The following is a 20,423-nucleotide window of genomic DNA, read 5'->3' as shown; positions in this document are numbered from 1 at the left end:
AAAATAGGACTATTTATGTACTTTTTGAATCTTACCAGATAAAATATCGCTACGCCGCTTAGTAAAACCCGAATCCTTTCGATCTAAACTAAAAAAAGAAGCTGCCCCTTTTTGGACAGCCTCTTTTGAATCCAGAATTTGGCAGATTCTATTTTTTGGTTGCGTAAGTAGTATAGTATTTTTGCGCCTGCGGCATTTGCTTTTGCAGGTCTGCAATACGGTCTTCGTCAGCAGGGTGGGTTGATAACAATTTCGGTGGTTTCTGAGAATTCTTACCGGCATCGGCCATGCGCTGCCAGAAAGCCACCGCATTTTGTGGGTCATAGCCCGCCATAGCCATAAAAATCAGCCCCAGCTTATCAGCTTCCGACTCCTGCTTGCGGCTGTTAGGCAATACATAACCCACCGAAGCACCCACACCTAAAACCTGACCCACCATTTCCATGGTTTGCTGATTACCGGTATAAACACCTGCGCCAATGGCCCCAAGGCTGGTTATACCCTGTGCAGCCATTGCCTGGCTCATACGCTCACGGCCGTGGCTGGCAATAGCATGGGCAATCTCATGCCCCATTACAACGGCCACGCCGGCTTCGTCTTTACAAATAGGCAAAATGCCAGTGTAAAAACATACTTTTCCACCGGGCATACACCAGGCGTTTACTTCTTTACTTTGTACCAGTTTAAACTCCCACTGGTACCCGTTTATTACCTGGCTGTAGTTGTTCTGTATCAGATAATTTTCTACGGCAGTTTTAATTCTACCCCCTACTCTGGCAATCATTTCGGCGTCACGCGTATTGGCCGACACCACCTTTGAGGTGTCCATAAACCCTTTGTACTCGGCGAAACTCATCTGTATCATTTGCTCGTTTGATACCAGCCCGACGAACTGATTACGGCCCGTAAGAGGAACTTTCTGGCAAGACCAAATCAGCACAAATAATGCACTTGCTACTAAAGTAGATTTGAAAAAGGTTTTCATTGTATAATACTGTTATAATTAATGTTTATCTGTTGGATTTCAATTCAGAAATTCTCAAAATACTCCCGGTTCTCACAAAAGAAGAATTTCAGATAAAGACTAAAAAATCAGACCATTATCTGCTGCTGAACTATGAAAATTCCCTATTTTTGCGAAATTTCTAAACTTTTATCCGCCTCAAAAGTACAGAAAAAATCATTACGCTCAATCAATACTTAATCTTTGAGGCCAGTCTTTAACGTATGAAAATCATCGCTATCGGTCGTAATTACGCTGAACATATCAAGGAACTAAATAACGAACGCCCCGACGAACCTGTTATATTTACCAAGCCGGAAACTGCTATTTTAAAAAACGGAGAGTCTTTTTATTACCCTGATTTTTCTCAGGATATTCATCATGAAGTTGAAATCGTGTTAAAAATCAACAAAATGGGAAAAAATATTGAGGAAAAATTTGCCCATAAATACTATGACGAGATAGGCATAGGAATTGATTTCACTGCCAGAGACATACAGGCAAAGCTAAAGGCAAAAGGTTTACCCTGGGACCTGGCCAAGGGATTCAACGGCTCTGCTCCGGTTTCAGAGTTTGTATCAAAATCTAAATATGCAGATTTACAGAACCTCAATTTCAGTTTAGACCTAACAGACGCTAACGGAGAAACACAAACGCGCCAGCAGGGCAATACGTCTATGATGCTGTTCTCTTTTGATTACATCATAGCCTTTGTATCAAGATATTTTACGCTAAAAACGGGCGATATTATTTTTACCGGCACGCCGGCAGGTGTAGGACCCGTTAAAGTAGGCGACAAGTTAAGCGCCTTTATTGAAGGAGAAAAAATGCTCGAATTTGATGTAAAGTAATGCCGCCTGAGGCGCAGTGCATTTTTATCTGATGCGTTAATGCCATTGAATACAAACGCATTGCACCTCTGAAATATACAGTATTAATCTATTTATGTGAATTTACATTTATAGCCGTAAGACAATTGCTTGCTGCCAGTATTCCGGTCAGGGGAACACACCGGCAGTTCATTGGTTTATTCTTTCTATCTAAGGCCCAATGGTGCCTTTATCCACTCAAATCCTTACATGAAGATGCATCTACATTCTATCATATTAAAGAGAATTCTGAGTACTTTGTTGCTGATTGTGGCGCTGGTGTCAGACACCTGCCTGAGCTATGCACAGAAAGACAACAGTAACAACCGCGATAATTACCCGAAGGGCTACTTTATGTTTCCGATTGAGCCAGGTAAACAGGCCTCGCTTTCGGGAGGATTTGCCGACCTGCGTACCAACCACTTTCATGCCGGGCTCGACATCCGCACCGGCGCTGTAGAAGGCTACAATGTTTACGCCGCCGCCGATGGCTACGTGTCGCGTGTCAGGGTCATGAAGGGTGGCTACGGCAATGTATTGTACATAACGCATCCCAATGGGTTTACTACCGTTTATGGCCACTTAAAAAATTATAACCCTGCCATAGAAGCGTATCTGCGGGGTCGAGAATACGCCCAGAAAGTATGGGAAATTGAGCTAACACCCGGGCCTAATGAGCTAAAAGTAAAAAAAGGCGAGGTAATTGGTATTTCAGGTAACACCGGGGCATCTGGTGGGCCACACCTGCATTTTGAGATACGCGACGCACTTGAAAACGCCATCAATCCACTTTTATTCGGTTTTGCAGAGGTAGAAGATTCTCAGCCGCCGGTAATTGAAAAAGTTATTCTGAAAACACTGAACGCCTACTCACGCGTGAATGGCGAATTCGGCCGGGTTTCTATGACACCCAAAAGAACCAGCTCAGGCGATTATGTGCTGTCTACTACCGTGAAAGCTCAAGGAACCATCGGGCTGGAACTAAACACCTACGACCGCAGCCAGACATCACCTTTCCGGATGGGAATCACCGAACTGGAAGTGGAGGTAGACGGCAAAAGCACCTATAAGCTGAATCTTGAAAAAATGCCTTTTGATGTATCTAAAGACATTAACGTGCATATTGATTATGATTTATCTCAAACCAACGGCGTGCGTATTCAGAAATGCTATGTAGCTGATGGCAACCGAATAACGGTGTATCAAACCGATAAAAACAAGGGCAGAATTGTTATTAACGACAATCAGTTGCACAGTGTTTATGTTAAAGTAAAAGACAGCTACGGCAATACTACCGTTCTTACGTTTGCTATTCAGGGCGAAGCGCCTGTGCTGCAGGAAACCCCCGAAGGAGCCTCGGAGTCGGAAGAAGGCAATTTTTCTGGTAATATTTCTACCTCTATTACCGAAAACACGCTGATGGTGAGGACAAAAAATACCACGGCACCATTTGCGGTGCTGCAAAACAAAGGCGTACCTACCAAGCTGCCGTTATCTTACAAGGCCAATAAAGATGCCGTTTATTTACATGACCTGAACCGCGGCATTGCCGACTTCGTGCAGGTAGATAACAGTTCGGCATTCCTGGGCATCAAGAAAGAAATTCTGCCTCAGTTCGGACAGTTTTATGCCGAGCCAAACCTGAAACTCGATTTCACGAATGCGCTGTATGACACACTTTACCTGACCACCTCGGTAATGGGTACACGCCTGACAATTAACACTGAGAAAATTCCGCTGAAAGATATGCTGACGGTGCTCTGGACACCCTCGGGCATGTCGATGTCTCCTAAAACAGGTGTTTACGATATTAACAACGGGCGCTCGTATCTGGGGGGTGTATGGATAGGCAACGCCATCCAGTTTAAAACCAGGCGCCTGGGCGATTTCCAGTTATTAGCAGACAACCAGTCACCTTCCATCAGGCCGTCTCAGATAGACTCCACCTATCTCAGCTTTGTTATATCAGATAACCTTTCAGGTATAAAATCTTTCAATTGCTATGTAAATGGCGTGTGGGTGTTGATGGATTATGAATATAAAAATGGCCGGATATGGTCGATAAGGCTAAATGAAACACAGACATTCAGTGGAGATTTAAGACTGGAAGTAACAGATAACGTGGGCAATGTAGCTTCGTATGAAACCAACATTGAAGAGTACGTAAAACAGAAAAAACAACAATTAAAAAAATCGAGAAAGAGACATGCACCTGCAAAAAGGAAGTCCGGCTCCGGAGCTAAGCGCAAAAAATCAAAACGGCGTTGAAGTAAGCCTGAGCCATTATATTGGTAGAAAAGTGGTTTTATATTTTTACCCGAAAGACAATACACCCACCTGCACTGCTGAGGCATGTAATTTAAGAGATAATTACCAGGCTTTGCTGGCGCAGGGCTATGTGGTGTTGGGTATTAGCGCAGACAAACAGAAAACGCATCAGAATTTTATAAAAAAATATGACCTGCCATTTGACCTGCTCACCGATACAGACAATGAAATAGCTAAAGCATTTGGGGTATGGGGCGAAAAACAACTGTATGGCAGAAAGTACATGGGGGTGTTTCGTACTACTTTTATCATTGATGCCAACGGTATTATTGAAGAGATTATAGAAAAGGTAGAATCAAAAAACCACGCACAGCAGATACTTAAATAAATCAAAGAAATTATGAAACGTATTGTTTTGCTATTGGCTGCCATAATTATGGCCGTTATGCTCATGCTCCAAAATTACCCTTTCTGGCAAAGTCTGGTTGCTGTTATTCCGTTTTTTACGGTTCTTTGGGTACTAAGTCTGGTTTTAAAAAACACTGCTATTGTAGATATTTTCTGGGGATTCAGTTTTATGGCCATGGCGTGGTTCTACAGGGCATACATGGGTCTTCACGACCACCGTTCAATGGTGTTCTGTATTATGGTTACTGTGTGGGGTGTAAGGCTTACGCTTTATCTGGCTTCCAGAAACATTGGAAAAGATGAAGACTACCGGTACAAAGAATGGAGGAAAGAAAAAGGCAGTAAATGGCCACTGGTATCGTTCTTTCAGGTTTTTTTGCTGCAGGGCTTTTTGCTCTGGGTTATGTCTACGCTGTTTGCACCGGCCATGTCATCTAATTTTACATCTTTAAAGCTGGCCGATTATCTGGGGCTTGCCGTGTGGTCGGTTGGTTTCTTGTTTGAGTCTATCGGCGACTGGCAACTGGCCACTTTCAAAAAAAATCCCGAAAACAAAGGCAAAGTACTACAAACCGGCCTTTGGGGACTTACCCGGCACCCTAATTATTTTGGAGACGCCCTGCAATGGTGGGGTTATTATCTGTTTGCCTGCACCACCGGGCAGTTTCTGTATGTTTTCAGCCCTTTATTGATGACATTCCTGCTCGTGAGGGTTTCTGGTGTGTCACTGCTTGAGAAACGGCTGGCCGAAACCAAGCCCGAATATGCCAGATATATGAAACAGGTGTCATCATTCATACCCGGCGTTTTTTAGTATCAGCCATAAATACCTAAGTATTGCGCCTTGCATCTATTTAAAAACCAAGATGTATTATGTACTTTTGTAAAAATTAATACAAAAGCATTTTTTTTTAAATTTCTCAGCTATATTTGTATTAATTGTTTTTTTGACACTTAATAAATCTTTTAAATGCAGAACCAAGAATTACGAGCAATTGCGGTACAAGTACGCCGGGATATTGTTAGAATGGTGCATGCCTGCCAGTCCGGCCATCCGGGCGGTTCGCTAGGCTGCGCTGATTTATTTGTTGCGCTATATTTCCAGCAAATGAAAATCAATAACAGAAAAGGTAAAGGCGGCTATCTTTCATTTAATATGGACGGTACCGGAGAAGACCTCTTCTTTCTTTCTAACGGGCACATTTCGCCGGTGTTTTATTCCACCCTGGCCCGCAGAGGGTATTTCGACGTAAAAGAACTGGCAACTTTCCGTAAAATTGATTCAAGGCTGCAAGGGCACCCTACCACGCACGAGCACCTTCCGGGTATACGTGTGGCCTCTGGTTCGTTAGGCCAGGGCTTATCTGTAGCCATTGGCGCTGCACTGGCCAAACGCCTGAACGGCGACAAAAATCTGGTTTATTGCCTGATGGGTGACGGCGAGCAACAGGAAGGCCAGGTTTGGGAAGCAGCACAGGCCGCTCCACACCACAAGCTGGACAGCCTGATTGCCGTGATAGACCTGAACGGCCAGCAGATTGACGGCCCTACTGAAAAAGTAATGAGCAACCGCGACTTGAAAGCCAAATACAAGGCTTTTGGCTGGAACGTTATAGATATAAAAGACGGTAATGATATGGATCAGGTAGTTGCGGGGCTTCGTAAAGCCAAACGCCTGACAGGCAAAGGGCAACCAATTATGATTTTGCTCAAAACAGAAATGGGTGCCGGAGTAGACTACATGATGGGTAGCCACAAATGGCATGGTGTAGCACCAAACGACGAGCAACTGAAAGTAGCGCTTGACCAGCTGGTAAACACCGGAACCATTGGGGATTATTGATAAATCATTTTGCTTTGAAAATAAAATCTCTGAATATTAAGAACTTCAAATCGATTGTTGATATAACTATCAACGAGCCGAATCCTTTTACCGTTTTCGTTGGACCCAATGGAAGCGGTAAATCTAATATTTTTGAGGCTTTGGAGTTTGGAGCAGAATGCTTTAAATACCCTCAATCAATATTAAATTTTGGTGGTAAGAATTCTATATTTCATGGCAACCCCGACCTTTGGAAAGTATTGTCTCTGTTTGGTGATTATCAAGATATAAAAAATAAAAACACAGAAGAATACGATACAATTAGGATAAGAATGGATCTTTTTAATTCAGAAGAAAAAGCGAAACTTTCTTTAGAATTTCAACCACCTAATAGTCCTATGTCTCCATCTGTAAACTACGAAAATGAAGAGAGATTTAAAATAATTAAAAACTTTTCAAGAATATTACAGAACAAAAATAGACATAATTATACTGATGGAACAAAGTTAAACCCGTCGGGCGATAATCTTGAAAAAGTTTTAAAACGTTTGTTAAATTTCCCTTTAATTAAAGAGGAAATTGTTGAATGGCTAGATTTATTTATCCCCGAATTTGAGGATATTGAAATTAAAAAAAGTGAATTCAGCAGTAATGAAGATCTTCTAATTTATCAGAAGCATTATAAAAAGCCCTTTGGCAAAGAATTAATCTCTAATGGTACCTTCAATATTCTTTGCTTGCTTACGGCTGTTTTTCAATCTGACGAACCTCAATTTCTTTGTATTGAAGAACCAGAAAATGGTCTTCATCCGAAAGTTGTGAAACAATTGGTTAATTTCTTCAGAGATGCTTGTGAAGAAAAGGGACATTATATTTGGTTAAATACACATTCTCAATCTTTAGCTTCAGTTCTAGAGCCTAAAGAGATTATTCTGGTAAATAAAATTGAAGGACAAACCCAAATCAAGCAATTTGGTAAAGACTTTAACCTATATGGATTACCAATGGACGAAGCCTGGTTATCGAACGCATTAGGAGGAGGTTTACCATGGTAAAGCTTGGAATTATATGCGAAGGTGAATCTGAGACAATTATCTTTAATTCTGATATTTTCAAAAATTGGCTAAGTTCATTCAATATTGAACTAGCGAGTGTTCAGGAAACTGGCTCTATCAATCAATTTTTTGATGGAAGATTCGAATCTCACAGAGCATTGATGCTCAAGAAAGGCGTTGACTTCATAGTGGCTTTAATAGATTTGGATAAAGAGCCATGTCTAGTACAACATAAGAACAAAGTTAATGCGAAAGAAACCGACATTGTTGCGGTTGCTGTAAAAGAATTTGAATCATGGTATTTGGCAGATAGTGATGCGCTCAGCAAAGTTTTAAATATTGAAATTTGCATAACGCATCCTGAAAATATTCAGGAACCATTTAAGGAAATGGTCTCTATCAATAAAGGTACAGCCCTAGGTAAAAGCAAGCCGCTTTTAGCCAGAAAAATGCTGAGAGCAAATTTCTCAATAGAAAACGCCGCTAACCACCCCAATTGCCCGAGTGCAAAGTATTTTATTAATAAGTTACAATCATTAAGTAGAACACATAGTTAAAGAATAACATCGTTATGACAAAATACACTTTTACCGAGAAAAAAGACACACGTTCGGGCTTTGGTGCCGGTATGACCGAGTTAGGCCGAACCAACCCCAATGTAGTAACGCTCTGTGCCGACCTGGTTGGCTCTCTTAAAATAGATACTTTCATTAAAGAAAACCCTGAACGTTTCATTCAGTGCGGTATTGCCGAAGCCAACATGATAGGCGTAGCCGCTGGGCTTACTATTGGCGGCAAAATACCGTTTGCCACAACTTTTGCCAACTTTGGCTCAAGCAGGGTATATGACCAGATTCGCCAGTCGGTTGCTTATTCAGATAAAAACGTAAAAATTGCGGTGTCGCACGCGGGTCTTACCTTGGGTGAAGACGGCGCCACGCACCAGATTCTGGAAGACCTGGCCATGATGCGTTCATTGCCTAACATGACCGTACTAAACCCTTGCGATTTTAACCAGACTAAAGCTGCTACCATAGCAGCCGCTAACTGGAAGGGTCCGGTTTATTTGCGATTCGGCCGTCCGGTTGTGCCTGTTTTCACAGCGCCCGACCAGGTTTTTGAAATTGGTAAAGCATGGATGGTAAGTGAGGGTAAAGATGTAACCATAATTGCTACCGGCCACCTGGTTTGGGAAGCCATTCAGGCAGCAGAGCAACTGGAAGCACAGGGTATCAGCGCCGAAATCCTGAACATACATACCATTAAACCTTTAGACGAAAAAGCCATCATAAAGAGTGTGCGCAAAACCAGATGTGTGGTTACTTGCGAAGAACACCAGGCTAACGGCGGTTTAGGCGATGCTGTTGCTCAAACACTGGTTAGAAACTTCCTGGCTCCGCAAGAGTACGTGGCCGTTAATAACTCATTCGGTGAATCAGGCACGCCAGCTCAGTTGATGGAGAAATATGGTCTTTCTGCTAAAAATATTATAGAGAAAGCATTAAAAGTAATTCAACGAAAACAATAAAACCACCAGGTTGTTTGTTAAAATAGGAAGTTAAACCCACCACAACCCGCATAACACGGGTAGTGGTGGGTTTACTGAAAACAACAAATAAACCAATAATCCGTAAAAATGCAGATTTCCGATCAAGAGTTAGTCGGTTTAATACAAGATCCGGAGCAGCGTAATCATGCGTTTGAAATGCTGATAAAAAAATATCAGCAAAAAATTTACTGGCATATCCGTAAAATGGTGATTGACCACGACGACGCCGACGATGTGCTTCAGGAAACCTTCATAAAAATCTGGCAGGGCTTGCTGAATTTCAGAGGCGACGCCCAACTCTACACCTGGATATACAGGATAGCCACCAACGAATCATTAAACTTCTTACAGAAAAAACGTAGACAGAATCATGTGCCGCTTGAAAACGAAGACAGCACTGACCTGCTGAACACGCTTGAAAGCGCGGTGTCGCAAGATTATATTTCGGGCGATGAAATTCAATTAAAACTGCAAAAAGCCCTGCTTCAATTGCCCGACAAGCAAAGGCTCGTGTTTAATATGAAATATTACGACGACCTGAAATATGAAGATATTGCTGAAATAACAGGCACATCTGTAGGGGCTTTGAAGGCGTCATATCACCTGGCAGTGAAAAAAATTGAAGAATTTTTAAATAAAGAGTCCTGATTATTTAAACCTTTTAAAAATTGACTTGTCAAAAACACAATTCTAAAATCTTAAAAAGGTTATAAAGAACAGTTTAACTCACCGACTTATGAAAATGTGATGAAAAATTCTATCAAAATAGCAGACATACCCAAAACCAATGTTTTTAAAGTACCCGAAGGATACTTTAACGCCTTGCCTGGGGTTATTCAGCATAGGGTGAGCCTGGAAGAAGAAGAAGAGCCGGCTGTAAGTTTTGGCAAACGGCAGCAGATGGCTGTACCCGCCAACTATTTTGATACGCTTTCGTCAAGAATCATGGGTCGCATTGCCAATCTTGAAACACGGGCTATTAAACTGGAAAGCCTGCCGAAAGTAAACATATTTAAAGTACCTGAAGGCTACTTTGAAAATGCAGCCGGAACCATAACCGCCGATGCGCGACTGCAAAGCATTGAGAAGAAGAATATTTTTGAAGTACCAGCCAATTACTTTGATGCGCTTCCGGCACGCATAATGCGCCAGACAGCCAAAGAAACCAAAACCATACAGGTAAACTGGTGGCAAAAAAGCCGTACGGTCTGGACAGCCGCCGCCAGCCTGGTACTAATGGTTGGCTTGGGGTTTGCGGTGCCTCAGTTCTCAGAGTCAGAATCTGAAGCGGCTTTTAACAAACTAAGCAAAGAAGACATTAACAATTATCTGGCTTCGCAAGACCTGAGCTATCTGGAATACGAAGTGGCGTCGTCTACCGAAAAGGCTTTGCCCAAAGAAATAGAAACCGGAATTATTGATAATCTGGGAGTTAACAAAGCTGATATCCGCGAGCATCTTGAAAGCCAGGACATCGAAGATATCTGATAGTTATCTGCGCTCTGCCATTCCTAATGAACAAACAAACTTTATGAAACATATCCTTATAATTATTCTGGCATTACCTATGCTTTCTTTTTCGCAAAACCGCCATGGCGTGGTCGGCGACAGGTTTGAGAAAATCCAAAGTGCCAAAATAGGTTTAATTACAGAAAAACTCAATCTTACTACAGAGCAGGCTCCGCAGTTCTGGTCGGTCTATAACGAATACCAGAGCAAGAAGTTTGAGCTGCGCCGAAGCATAAAAAAAACGCTTGATGAGGCCAATTCGCTGACCGCCTCCGACGATAAAATTACCGCTTCTCAAAGGCAGGCAATTGCCTACAAAAAGAAAGAAATAGAGCTGGAAGAAGAATACATGGGTAAATTATTAAAAACCATTACCCCCAAGCAATATGCTGAACTGAAACGTACAGAGCAGAATTTCAACAAAAAATTATTGGAAAAACTGCACGAATAAGCATTAAAAAAACAAAAAAAGGTCGGTGAGCGCATACTCACCGACCTTTTTTATTACAATTAACTTCCATACGCACAAATTTTCTATATTTTTGTGTAGTATTTATCGCCCGCAAGTATGTCGCAACAAATCAATAAAAGTAACCGTCTTAATAACCTGAGTTATGCCATCCGTGGCCCTGTGTTTGATAAAGCACAGCAACTGGAAGCCCTGGGGCAAAAAATCATTAATCTGAACATCGGTAACCCGGCGCCTTTCGGCTTTGATGTACCCGACGAAATTGTGCACGATATGATCATGAATATCCGCAATGCACAGGGGTATTCGCATCATCTGGGTATTTTTCCGGCACGTAAGGCCATTATGCACTACACACAGCAGATTGGTATACATGGTGTAACCATTGACGACATCTTTATTGGCAACGGCGTTAGCGAGCTGATTGTGATGACCATGCAGGCATTGCTTAACGAGGGAGATGAAATCCTTATCCCATCGCCCGACTATCCGTTGTGGACCACTTCAGTGGCGCTATCAGGCGGCAAGCCGGTGCATTATGTTTGTGACGAAGAGTCTGACTGGAACCCGGATCTGGAAGATATGAGGCGTAAAATAACCCGCAAAACCAAAGGTATTGTTATTATAAACCCGAATAACCCTACTGGTGCCGTATATAGCCGCGAAGTGCTGGAAGGCATTGTAAAACTGGCTGCTGAGCATAACCTGATTATCTTCTCAGACGAGATTTATGATAAAATACTCTACGACGGCAACAAGCATATACCAATTGCTACCCTGACCGACGACGTATTTATTATGACCTACGGAGGCTTGTCTAAAAACTATCGTGCGGCGGGTTTCCGTGGTGGCTGGGTGATTCTGAGCGGTGCTGTACAAAAGGCAAAATCTTTTGTAGAGGGCTTTAATCTGCTGGCCAGTATGCGTTTGTGCGCCAATGTGCCTACACAATATGCCATACAAACTGCACTGGGTGGTTACCAGAGTATCAACGACCTCGTTGCGCCTGAAGGCCGCCTGTGTAAACAACGCGATTTGATTCATTACCGCATTACTGATATTCCGGGCATTACTTGTGTAAAACCCAAAGGGGCTTTGTATCTGTTCCCGAAAATTGACCTGAAGAAATTTACACTGAAAGACGACGAACAGTTTGTTTTCGACCTGCTGTCAGAACAAAAAGTGCTGGTGGTGTCTGGTACCGGATTCAATTATAGCAAAGGCGACCACTTCCGGATTGTGTTTCTGCCCTCAGCAGAAGAACTGGAAACAGCCTCTAACCGAATCAGACTTTTTCTGGAAGGCCACCGAGTAAAACTGGAAGAACTGGAACTGGCGTGAAAACCTATTGAGTGATTTAGTGAATGAGTGATTGCCGCTGCGGTGATGGTAATCGCGAATAATGAATTAGCGAATGGTGAATGATTATGAACGTTATCCTGAGCTTGCACCATTTGAATTGATTCAATATTTGTGCCGAAGGGCAAAAGAAATTCTGATGCACGTAATTGGTCGCTATGCTTCACTATTCACTAATTCGCAATTCACCATTCGTAATTAATTAATCACTCATTTACCAATTCACTCAATAAACTTACTATGCAAGCGCAAGCAACTTCAAACATATTGATGATTCGCCCTGTCAACTTTGCTTTTAATCTGCAAACTGCCGAAAGTAATGCTTTTCAGGATACCGACACACAGGCGTTAGATTTGGCTTTAACACAAGAAAACGCACTGAAAGAATTTGATGCAATGGTAAGCCGTTTGCGTGCCATTGGCGTGAATGTGATGGTGTACGAAGATACCCCTCAGCCTTTTACCCCTGATAGTATTTTCCCGAATAACTGGGTATCGTTTCACCATAGCGGTAAGGTGTGCCTGTACCCCATGCAGGCAGAAAACCGCCGATTAGAGCGAAGACCTGATATTATTGATGATTTGAGTGCCAAATACCATGTTGAGACAATTATAGATTTAACCCACTTTGAGCATGAGGGTAAGTTTCTGGAAGGAACCGGCAGCCTGGTGCTAGACCGCATGCACCGCATTGCTTATGCCTGTATTTCACCGCGTACCAACGAAGAGGTCTTAGCAGCCTGGGAAAAACAAATGAATGGCTACAAGATTGTGAAGTTTGGTGCCGTAGATGCAAACGATAAAGAGATTTACCATACTAATGTAATGATGTGCATCGGTGATAACTTTGCCGTGATTTGCCTGCAAGCCATTAAAGACCTTGACGAGCGACTGATGGTAAAAGAAAGCCTTGAAAGCACAGGCAAAAATGTAATTGAGATTACGCTTGAGCAGATGAATGCCTTTGCTGGCAATATGTTGTTTGTGCTAAATCAGAAAGAGCATCGTTTTCTGGTAATGTCTACCAAAGCCTGTGAGTCTCTCACGCAAGCACAGAAAAACCAATTAAGTGAATACGCCGATATACTAGATTTTGACTTAAACACTATAGAAACCTGCGGTGGAGGCTCGGCCCGCTGCATGATGGCTGAAGTGCATTTGCCGGAGAAGTAAGATTTGAGATTTAATTCTATCTACTTCTTCTTTCTGTATTTATATTTCAGATATATACCTTGTGCTAAAGCCACGACGCTAATAACGCCTACCATTATCCATCTAATAGGCTTTAATTGCTCATAAAATAGGACATATAATCCAGTGAAAATGACGACTGCAATGGCATAGAGAATAAATCTGTTAGCCTTGCCCCGATTATATTCTTTAAAAGCCTGCGTAACAATCAGCACCGTATCAGTGTCAGTATATGCTTCTTTTAATTCCGCTTTTACTTCATTATAAGTAGCACCACGTTTAAATTTTTTAATCTGGGCTATAACTTCCTGGTTGAACATATAACAATCAGATAAGAGTCAGCACTATTTGCTTTCACTAAAATACTACATTTCTGAAATTGATGATGTACGAAGGCTAAAAATTTATTTTCCGGTTCCAGTAGCATTCATTCTTCAATACCCTCCCACTCCCTCTAATCCCTTCAGAATAGCAACACCTGATGATGTTCCTAATCTTGCAGCGCCTGCTTCTACGAAGGCTATGGCTTGTTCATAAGTTTGTAAACCGCCTGATGCCTTTATTTTCACGTTTTCGGGCAATATCTGTCTCATGATTTTTACCTGCTCCAAATCTGCGCCTTTGGGGGCAAACCCTGTGGAGGTCTTTACGAAATCAGCACCGGCTTCTTCACATATTTCACAGGCAATGCTCAAATCAAAATTGTCCAGATACGCTGTTTCTATAATTACTTTCAACACAGCGTCGCGGCTATGCGCCAGCTCTGCCAATGCCTTAATCTCTTCTTTTACCGTGATATAGGCCATCGACTTAAAGGCATTGATGTTCATGACCATATCCAGTTCGTCGGCTCCGTCAGCCAGCGCTTTTTCTGCTTCAGCCAACTTGGTAGCTGTTGTGTTATAGCCTAACGGGAAACCTATTACCGTACAAACCTTAGCCTCGCTGTAAACCAGTATGTCTTTCACAAAAGATACATAATGCGGAGGCACGCAGGCCGCATAAAATTGGTTCTGATAAATTTCTTCACACAGCTTCCTGAAATCCATTTCGGTAGCGGTGGGTTTCAGTAAGGTATGGTCTATGTACTGGGCAAGGTTATTCATTATATGCGTATCCCGGACTGGTAGTCCGGGGTTTTAATTACCAGAGGGTAAATGAAATTATAGTAAATGTAAGCTAAAAAAACATTTTTTCAGCCAGCCTGAAAGTATTACAGTGTGCCTCAATAATATCGGCAATGCGTGGCGAATACCCTCCTCCCATCGAAACCACAACCGGAATATTATGTTGCCTGGCCTGCTCAAACACAAAGGCATCGCGGCGGGCGCAACCTTCCATAGAAACCTTCAATTTGCCCAGTTTGTCAGAAGCCAGAATATCAACACCAGAAATGTAAAAGATAAACTGTGGTTTTACCTCTTCTATCAATCGGGGCAGGGTATCGAAAAGAAGATTCAGGTAATGGCTGTCTTCGCAATAGGTGGGCAATTCAATATCAAGGTCAGAACGTTCTTTTTTCAGCGGATAATTCTCTTTGCCGTGCATAGAGAAAGTAAAAACCCGTGGCTCATTCTCAAATATAACAGCCGTTCCATTGCCCTGATGCACATCGAGGTCTACCACCAGAATCTGCTTCGTCAGTTGACTGGCAAGTAGATAATGTGCTGCTACAGCCACATCGTTCAGCAGGCAGAATCCCTCTCCCCTGTCGGCATACGCATGGTGCGTACCTCCGGCAATGTTCATTGAAACTCCATATTCAAACGCATACTGACAGCAATCAATGGTTCCCTGGGTAATTATCAGTTCACGCTGAACGAGCCTTTCAGTAACCGGAAAACCAATGCGGCGTTCCATGCGCGCATCAATCCTGAGGTTAAGCAGGTCATCAAAATACTGTTTGTTATGCACGCCCAGCACCCATTCAGGGTCTACAGAAGCAGGAGAAAAGAAATTTTCAGCCGTGCAGGTTCCTTCATACAGCAACTGCTCGTGTATAAGCTCATATTTCATCATCGGAAAACGATGGCCTTCCGGTAGCGGGTGTGTATAAATAGAATCGTAGGCGATTTTAATCACAGCTATTATCTGAACAAGCGGAAGTCTACTGAATATCTGCCGGGGCCAGTCAATAAAATTACCAGAAACCCAACCAGAAACAAAATACCATGTTCTTTATCGCCGATGGGGTCTGGGCCGTGAACCACAAACGCAATAACTGCCATACAAACTACCAGAATAACTGCGGCCGGGCGCGTAAGCAAGCCCAGAAGAATGAGTATAGAACAGAAAAACTCGGCGAATATAGTAAGTGCCTGCGACACAACCGGAGAAACGTGCAGTGGATCAGGGAAGTCGTGGTCGCCATTGATGAAACTCTGTAATTTACCATAACCGTGCGTAAGCAGAAAACCGGCAAATACAACTCTTAATAATAGGATAGCAAAACTAACCTGGCGGTTCAGGTCTAAAGGGGTAACAAAATTTCTAAGCATATTTAACTATTTAATTTCTTCATAATCTACATACTGGCCACCTTCGTAGCCACCCTTTTTAGCGGCTGGCGGCGTTTGCTTTACTTTTACGTCCCCCTCTTTTCCGCGTTGTTTCTCCATAATATCATTGTAGCGTTTTTGCTCCTTGGCAATTTGTTTGCCCACCAGTAGTTCAAAAAGAAAGTTTCTGAATACAGGTACAAAAACTATCAGAAGAATAAAAATCAGAATGTATTTAAACATGACCTTGGTTTCCGGACAGGAAATTTTAATAATTAAACTGAATACAATACAAATGTAATTTGTTTTTACAGATGTGGTACAATCACCCACCAAAATTAATTCCGATTTAAGACCCCGGCACATTCCCAGCCACGCCGGCATGTACTGCTGCCATTTAATAACGTAAAACAAGCAGCATTTGTTACCTGTTATTTTTCAATTACCCTATTGCCCGCAGGCAGTATGCTTATTAAAGTTTAATAGCAACAAGACAGGCCTTCAATTAACTGATAATCAGCGAAATGCAACTCTCCACACTTTCCCTGTAAGGTCGGTAATAAACAATTCATTTCCTACTTTTTCTGCGTCTGTCAGCTTAAAAAAACCGCTTACCAGCCGGGTGGTCTTTACCAGGTAATTATTGTCTGCGGTGTTAAAAATTAATTGTAACCAACACAAATCGCCGCCTCTGTCCTGTTCTGGGCTATATCCACCAATTGCCTCCTCGGGTGAATACGCCAATACAAAACCGGCACCCTTAAAAGGCGCTTTAAAAGAGCTATCAACATCAAAAACCAAACCCACCGGAGACCGATGACCCGTAAAAGTAGTGATTGAGGCACACTGGTACATTTTTCCGCTGGTCGGGTCCCGTAACCAGTTAGCATCCGGGCCCAGATTTTTTACAGGCTCTGTAAAAAAAACATTACCGGGTCTTTGCGGATACGCCGCGTCATTATAAAAAATATTTCTTTTTAGCGCATCTGCGGGTATCAGCTTATCTTTTTCAGGCCTGAAACCAGCAAACTGCATTGGGGTATCATTTCCACCCATCCTCCAAGGAAACCCATAATGATGATGGTGCCGAAGCCAGTTCAGTTCTTCGGGGTCATCTCTATCGCCAGAGTTCTCTACCCCAAACAAATGCCCGTTACCAGCAAAGGCCATGTCGAATTCATTTCTTACGCCGCTGGCAAAAACATACCCACTGGCATATAAGGCCTCGTCATTATTGGGTAGATATACATTAACAGCATTGACCGGGATTCTGAAAATTTTGGCAGTAAGCGGCACCTCCCTCAGTCCGGTATATATGCCTGCGTCTTTTATTTCTCCGTGGTCGGTTCTTGAGCCGCTGGCAATATACAATGAGTCTTTAGCTGGTGACAAACACACCCCGGCAAAGGCGTGGTCATACAAAGTACCGGAAGACGGGTAAGCCTCTGTTACCAGCATGGTAATCCAATCTTTTGAGCCATCCGGCCTGATAGTACATTTTTCTACCAGGCCATAACCCACCGAGCTTTCTGAATCGTTATTATTGCCTACCAGAATTAATGTATTTTCAAAAAACACCATTCCCTGAAGGTAATTAATCTTGTGTTCGTCTGAATTAATAAAGACCGTTTCGTCGCCTGCGGTACCATTAATAATCGGAATCCTGAACACGTTGCCGTCTGTGTTGCAGGTATATAAAACGGCATTGAGGCTATCGTAAACAATACGAACAGGTAAATGACTGAGCGTTTTAAACAAACGCACGCTGATGTTTTCAGCAAATGCCTTTGCTACTACAGGCTTGCTGTTTATACTGTCTTTTACCTCTGCCGGCTGTATCTGCGCCCTGGTTGAGCCTTGGGCGGCTATGAGCACTATCATAAAAATCAGTCTTATCATTTTTATCAGTTCAAAGTCGGCATTAATAGATTTTTATATAACGCTAACTACAACTGGTGTGTTTCGACTTGATTTTTTATTAATCAGGTGCCATTCCAATCCATTTCTATTAAGAAGTTTAACTTTTTTGGAAATAATAGATAAAAACTAAACTCAATTTGTGAATTAACATCTGAAAAAACTTTTTTTTGCATTAGTTTTATGGTGAATCTCAAAAAGTAATAAAATATTAAAATGTCTACACTGGAGCGACAGGTAACAAAGCGTCTGACAAAATTTTATATACTTGCTCTGACAGCCGTAGCCGTTCTTTCAATTACAGGGCAAATGCTGATTCAGCATTCATTAAAAGAAACCCTTGACGACGCCCACGTAGTAAACATTGCAGGACGCCAGCGAATGCTCAGCCAGCGTTTATCTAAAATGGCTATTCTGCTTACCAGTACCGACCGTTTTTCGGACGAAGCCCATTACTACGAAAAAGACTTTGCTGAAACCCTGACACTCTGGACTAAATGCCACGAAGGCTTTATGAAAGGCAGCGTGCAGTTTTCGCAGGAAGTAGCCGTAAAAAACTCAGCAAGTACGGTTGCCATGCTGCAGGAACTTGACCCGGTTTTCAGGTTGATAAAAAACAGAATGGAACTGATTGGCAACGAAAAAACAGCCAACAAACATAAAATACTGGATGAGGTACTTCTGAACGAACGACTGTACCTGAACCAGATGGATAAAATTGTGTTTCAATATGACCAGGAGGCAGAAGCAAGAGTAAAACGGGTACAAAATATTGAATTACTGCTTTTTGTTGTAACAATCAGCATACTGGTTTTAGAAGGCCTGCTTATTTTCAGACCCCTTACCCATTATATAAAACAGGTTATAAAGAAACTTCTTGATTCAGAAGAAGCCCTTCAACAAAAAAATCTTGAGCTGAGTATGGCCAATCAGAAACTACTGGAAGCACAAGAGAATATTGTAAAGATAACGGCCGAAAAATATGAACTGATAAGAAAAGAAGACAACGTGCGCTCTGGCGCGCTGCTGGAAGGACAGGAAGAAGAACGCCGGAGGCTATCAAGAGAGCTGCATGATGGCATCGGCCAAATGTTAACCGGCCTGAAACTGAATAGCGAAAGGCTGAAAGATGTATTGCCCACAAACGAAAAACAGAAGCGCATACTTGAAGAGCATAATAAATTGATAGACGAAACCATTGGCGCAACCCGCGAGGTGTCGTTCAATCTTATGCCGCCCATACTGACTGATTTCGGATTGGGTGCTGCTATCAGGTTACTGGCTGAAAATACCACAAGAAGTACCGGAATAAAACTGACCTTTGAAAGCAATCTGGACAACCTTAGGCTCAACAGCAATTTAGAAGTAAATCTGTACAGAATAGTACAGGAGGCTCTCAATAATATAATGAAGCATGCCAAAGCCACCGAAGTGTTCATATCGCTCAACAAAACCAAGACCGAAATTGATCTGTTAATTACAGATAACGGAATTGGATTTGACCCAAAAAGTATAAAAAATGAATCTGCCATTAACAACGGGCTGTCTAATATGCAAACACGCGTACATTTGTCGGGCGGACAGCTAAAAATCCATTCAATACCAACCAAAGGAACCCAAATAATAGTAAAAATACCCAAACAATATGCTAAACAAAATTAAACTGTTGGTTGTTGATGACCACGCGATTGTACGCAGGGGCATTATCAATTTGCTGGAAGAAGAAGAAAACATTGAAATTGCAGGAGAAGCCTCTGACGGCACCGAAGCCCTGGAGGGAATAAAAGAACTGAAACCGGATGTAGTACTGCTTGATTTGTCTATGCCCAAAATGACAGGCCTGGAAGTGACCCGGATTATATCGCAGAAATACCCCACAGTAAAGCCACTCATTTTTTCTATGCATAATAATCAGGAGTACATGGTATCAGCAGTTGAAAACGGCGCAATGGGTTATTTGCTGAAAGACACCAGCAAGGAAGAAATCTTAAAAGCCATTAGTACAGTGGCAGCTGGGCAAAAGTACTTCCCCCCTACTGTGTCGGCCATGATTATCGATGGACTGATGAACGAGCGAAAAAACAGTGCATCAGCCATAAGGAAAGAGGCCTCAGCGATAGTAGATTCGTTGTCGAAACAGGAAAAAGTAATTCTTAGCTATATAGTAGAAGGGTTGAGCAGCCAGGAAATATCAGAAAAACTCAACCTGAGCGTAAGAACGGTCTCTAACCACCGGGCAAATATTTTGCGTAAAACCCACGTTAGAAACACTGCAGAGCTGGTTCGGCTGGCTGTAGAATAGCAGCAACGCTGCCAAAGCACTTATTTGCCGTAGAAAACACAAAAAGACGGCAAAACTTATCAACACCCTAAAACATTGACCATAAGAAGTTTCAGTCCATAAAAAACCTATTGTTCAGCAATAATTTAAAATATTTTTCAGATTTTATTTGACACATATACCTGAAACGCCTAATTTTGCACCACGATTTCAGAAAAAGGAATC

At 42.3% G+C, this 20,423-nt stretch carries 22 protein-coding genes; 15 read left to right on the top strand and 7 right to left on the bottom strand.

Annotated features, from left to right (window positions below; translation table 11 throughout):
* Nucleotides 1-148: 148 nt before the first annotated feature.
* Nucleotides 149-985 carry a M48 family metallopeptidase gene (locus NZ848_RS16630; RefSeq protein ID WP_253526957.1) on the bottom strand — a complete coding sequence of 279 codons (837 nt, stop codon included), beginning with the start codon at nucleotides 983-985 and terminating at the stop codon, nucleotides 149-151.
* 242 nt (nucleotides 986-1,227) lie between these two features.
* Between NZ848_RS16630 and NZ848_RS16625 the strand changes: the two genes are divergently transcribed.
* From NZ848_RS16625 to ctlX, 13 genes are all read left to right on the top strand, one after another.
* Nucleotides 1,228-1,854 carry a fumarylacetoacetate hydrolase family protein gene (locus NZ848_RS16625; RefSeq protein WP_259016452.1) on the top strand — a complete coding sequence of 209 codons (627 nt, stop codon included), beginning with the start codon at nucleotides 1,228-1,230 and terminating at the stop codon, nucleotides 1,852-1,854.
* Nucleotides 1,855-2,082: 228 nt separating this feature from the next.
* Nucleotides 2,083-4,140, top strand: coding sequence for a M23 family metallopeptidase (locus tag NZ848_RS16620; RefSeq protein WP_259016451.1), 2,058 nt, complete (start codon nucleotides 2,083-2,085; stop codon nucleotides 4,138-4,140).
* Nucleotides 4,079-4,528 (top strand): thioredoxin-dependent thiol peroxidase, encoded by a 450-nt coding sequence (bcp, locus tag NZ848_RS16615; protein WP_259016450.1) that lies wholly within the window; start codon nucleotides 4,079-4,081, stop codon nucleotides 4,526-4,528. Before NZ848_RS16620 ends, bcp begins: the two co-directional genes overlap by 62 nt.
* Before the next feature lie 12 nt (nucleotides 4,529-4,540).
* Nucleotides 4,541-5,362, top strand: a complete 822-nt coding sequence (locus NZ848_RS16610) for a DUF1295 domain-containing protein (protein ID WP_259016449.1) — start codon at nucleotides 4,541-4,543, stop codon at nucleotides 5,360-5,362.
* A 156-nt stretch (nucleotides 5,363-5,518) separates the two neighbouring features.
* Nucleotides 5,519-6,391, top strand: coding sequence for a transketolase (locus tag NZ848_RS16605; RefSeq protein ID WP_259016448.1), 873 nt, complete (start codon nucleotides 5,519-5,521; stop codon nucleotides 6,389-6,391).
* Nucleotides 6,392-6,405: 14 nt separating this feature from the next.
* Entirely contained in the window at nucleotides 6,406-7,425 is a 1,020-nt protein-coding gene (locus NZ848_RS16600) for an AAA family ATPase (protein WP_253526997.1), read from the top strand.
* On the top strand, nucleotides 7,419-7,982 hold the full coding sequence (locus NZ848_RS16595; protein ID WP_253527007.1) for a DUF4276 family protein: 564 nt from the start codon (nucleotides 7,419-7,421) through the stop codon (nucleotides 7,980-7,982). Before NZ848_RS16600 ends, NZ848_RS16595 begins: the two co-directional genes overlap by 7 nt.
* 14 nt (nucleotides 7,983-7,996) lie before the next feature.
* Entirely contained in the window at nucleotides 7,997-8,953 is a 957-nt protein-coding gene (locus NZ848_RS16590) for a transketolase family protein (protein ID WP_259016447.1), read from the top strand.
* A gap of 108 nt (nucleotides 8,954-9,061) precedes the next feature.
* Nucleotides 9,062-9,622: an RNA polymerase sigma factor gene (locus NZ848_RS16585; protein ID WP_390890892.1), complete on the top strand. Its 561-nt coding sequence runs from the start codon at nucleotides 9,062-9,064 to the stop codon at nucleotides 9,620-9,622.
* A 99-nt stretch (nucleotides 9,623-9,721) separates the two neighbouring features.
* Nucleotides 9,722-10,462, top strand: coding sequence for a hypothetical protein (locus tag NZ848_RS16580; RefSeq protein ID WP_259016446.1), 741 nt, complete (start codon nucleotides 9,722-9,724; stop codon nucleotides 10,460-10,462).
* A gap of 43 nt (nucleotides 10,463-10,505) precedes the next feature.
* Nucleotides 10,506-10,934: a hypothetical protein gene (locus tag NZ848_RS16575; RefSeq protein ID WP_229236229.1), complete on the top strand. Its 429-nt coding sequence runs from the start codon at nucleotides 10,506-10,508 to the stop codon at nucleotides 10,932-10,934.
* A 117-nt stretch (nucleotides 10,935-11,051) separates the two neighbouring features.
* Nucleotides 11,052-12,293 carry a pyridoxal phosphate-dependent aminotransferase gene (locus NZ848_RS16570; RefSeq protein ID WP_253527016.1) on the top strand — a complete coding sequence of 414 codons (1,242 nt, stop codon included), beginning with the start codon at nucleotides 11,052-11,054 and terminating at the stop codon, nucleotides 12,291-12,293.
* A gap of 258 nt (nucleotides 12,294-12,551) precedes the next feature.
* Nucleotides 12,552-13,484, top strand: coding sequence for a citrulline utilization hydrolase CtlX (gene ctlX, locus NZ848_RS16565; RefSeq protein WP_259016445.1), 933 nt, complete (start codon nucleotides 12,552-12,554; stop codon nucleotides 13,482-13,484).
* Nucleotides 13,485-13,504: 20 nt separating this feature from the next.
* On the opposite strand, the gene NZ848_RS16560 is transcribed toward ctlX, so the two are convergent.
* The 6 genes from NZ848_RS16560 to NZ848_RS16535 all read right to left on the bottom strand — a co-directional run bounded on the left by NZ848_RS16560 (nucleotide 13,505) and on the right by NZ848_RS16535 (nucleotide 17,899).
* Complete coding sequence (locus NZ848_RS16560) at nucleotides 13,505-13,822, bottom strand: hypothetical protein (protein ID WP_259016444.1); 318 nt, start codon at nucleotides 13,820-13,822, stop codon at nucleotides 13,505-13,507.
* 114 nt (nucleotides 13,823-13,936) lie between these two features.
* Nucleotides 13,937-14,608, bottom strand: a complete 672-nt coding sequence (deoC, locus tag NZ848_RS16555) for a deoxyribose-phosphate aldolase (RefSeq protein ID WP_259016443.1) — start codon at nucleotides 14,606-14,608, stop codon at nucleotides 13,937-13,939.
* A 73-nt stretch (nucleotides 14,609-14,681) separates the two neighbouring features.
* Nucleotides 14,682-15,584 (bottom strand): histone deacetylase family protein, encoded by a 903-nt coding sequence (locus tag NZ848_RS16550; RefSeq protein ID WP_259016442.1) that lies wholly within the window; start codon nucleotides 15,582-15,584, stop codon nucleotides 14,682-14,684.
* Between the two features lie 5 nt (nucleotides 15,585-15,589).
* A complete protein-coding gene (locus NZ848_RS16545) occupies nucleotides 15,590-16,000 on the bottom strand; it encodes a DoxX family protein (protein ID WP_259016441.1) in 411 nt (136 codons plus the stop codon).
* Nucleotides 16,001-16,006: 6 nt separating this feature from the next.
* Nucleotides 16,007-16,243, bottom strand: coding sequence for a DUF4834 domain-containing protein (locus NZ848_RS16540; RefSeq protein ID WP_101725947.1), 237 nt, complete (start codon nucleotides 16,241-16,243; stop codon nucleotides 16,007-16,009).
* 273 nt (nucleotides 16,244-16,516) lie between these two features.
* Nucleotides 16,517-17,899, bottom strand: a complete 1,383-nt coding sequence (locus NZ848_RS16535) for a hypothetical protein (RefSeq protein WP_259016440.1) — start codon at nucleotides 17,897-17,899, stop codon at nucleotides 16,517-16,519.
* A 234-nt stretch (nucleotides 17,900-18,133) separates the two neighbouring features.
* Here NZ848_RS16535 and NZ848_RS16530 point away from each other — a divergent pair, with 234 nt between their 5' ends.
* Nucleotides 18,134-19,579 carry an ATP-binding protein gene (locus NZ848_RS16530; protein WP_259016439.1) on the top strand — a complete coding sequence of 482 codons (1,446 nt, stop codon included), beginning with the start codon at nucleotides 18,134-18,136 and terminating at the stop codon, nucleotides 19,577-19,579.
* On the top strand, nucleotides 19,563-20,219 hold the full coding sequence (locus NZ848_RS16525; RefSeq protein WP_253527095.1) for a response regulator transcription factor: 657 nt from the start codon (nucleotides 19,563-19,565) through the stop codon (nucleotides 20,217-20,219). The genes NZ848_RS16530 and NZ848_RS16525 overlap by 17 nt, the downstream gene beginning before the upstream one ends.
* Nucleotides 20,220-20,423 lie beyond the last annotated feature (204 nt).

The sequence above is a fragment of the Emticicia fluvialis genome (assembly GCF_024793945.1).
GTDB lineage: Bacteria > Bacteroidota > Bacteroidia > Cytophagales > Spirosomataceae > Emticicia > Emticicia fluvialis.
Note: the sequence above shows the minus strand (reverse complement) of the source record. Positions and strands in the feature narration are given on the sequence as shown.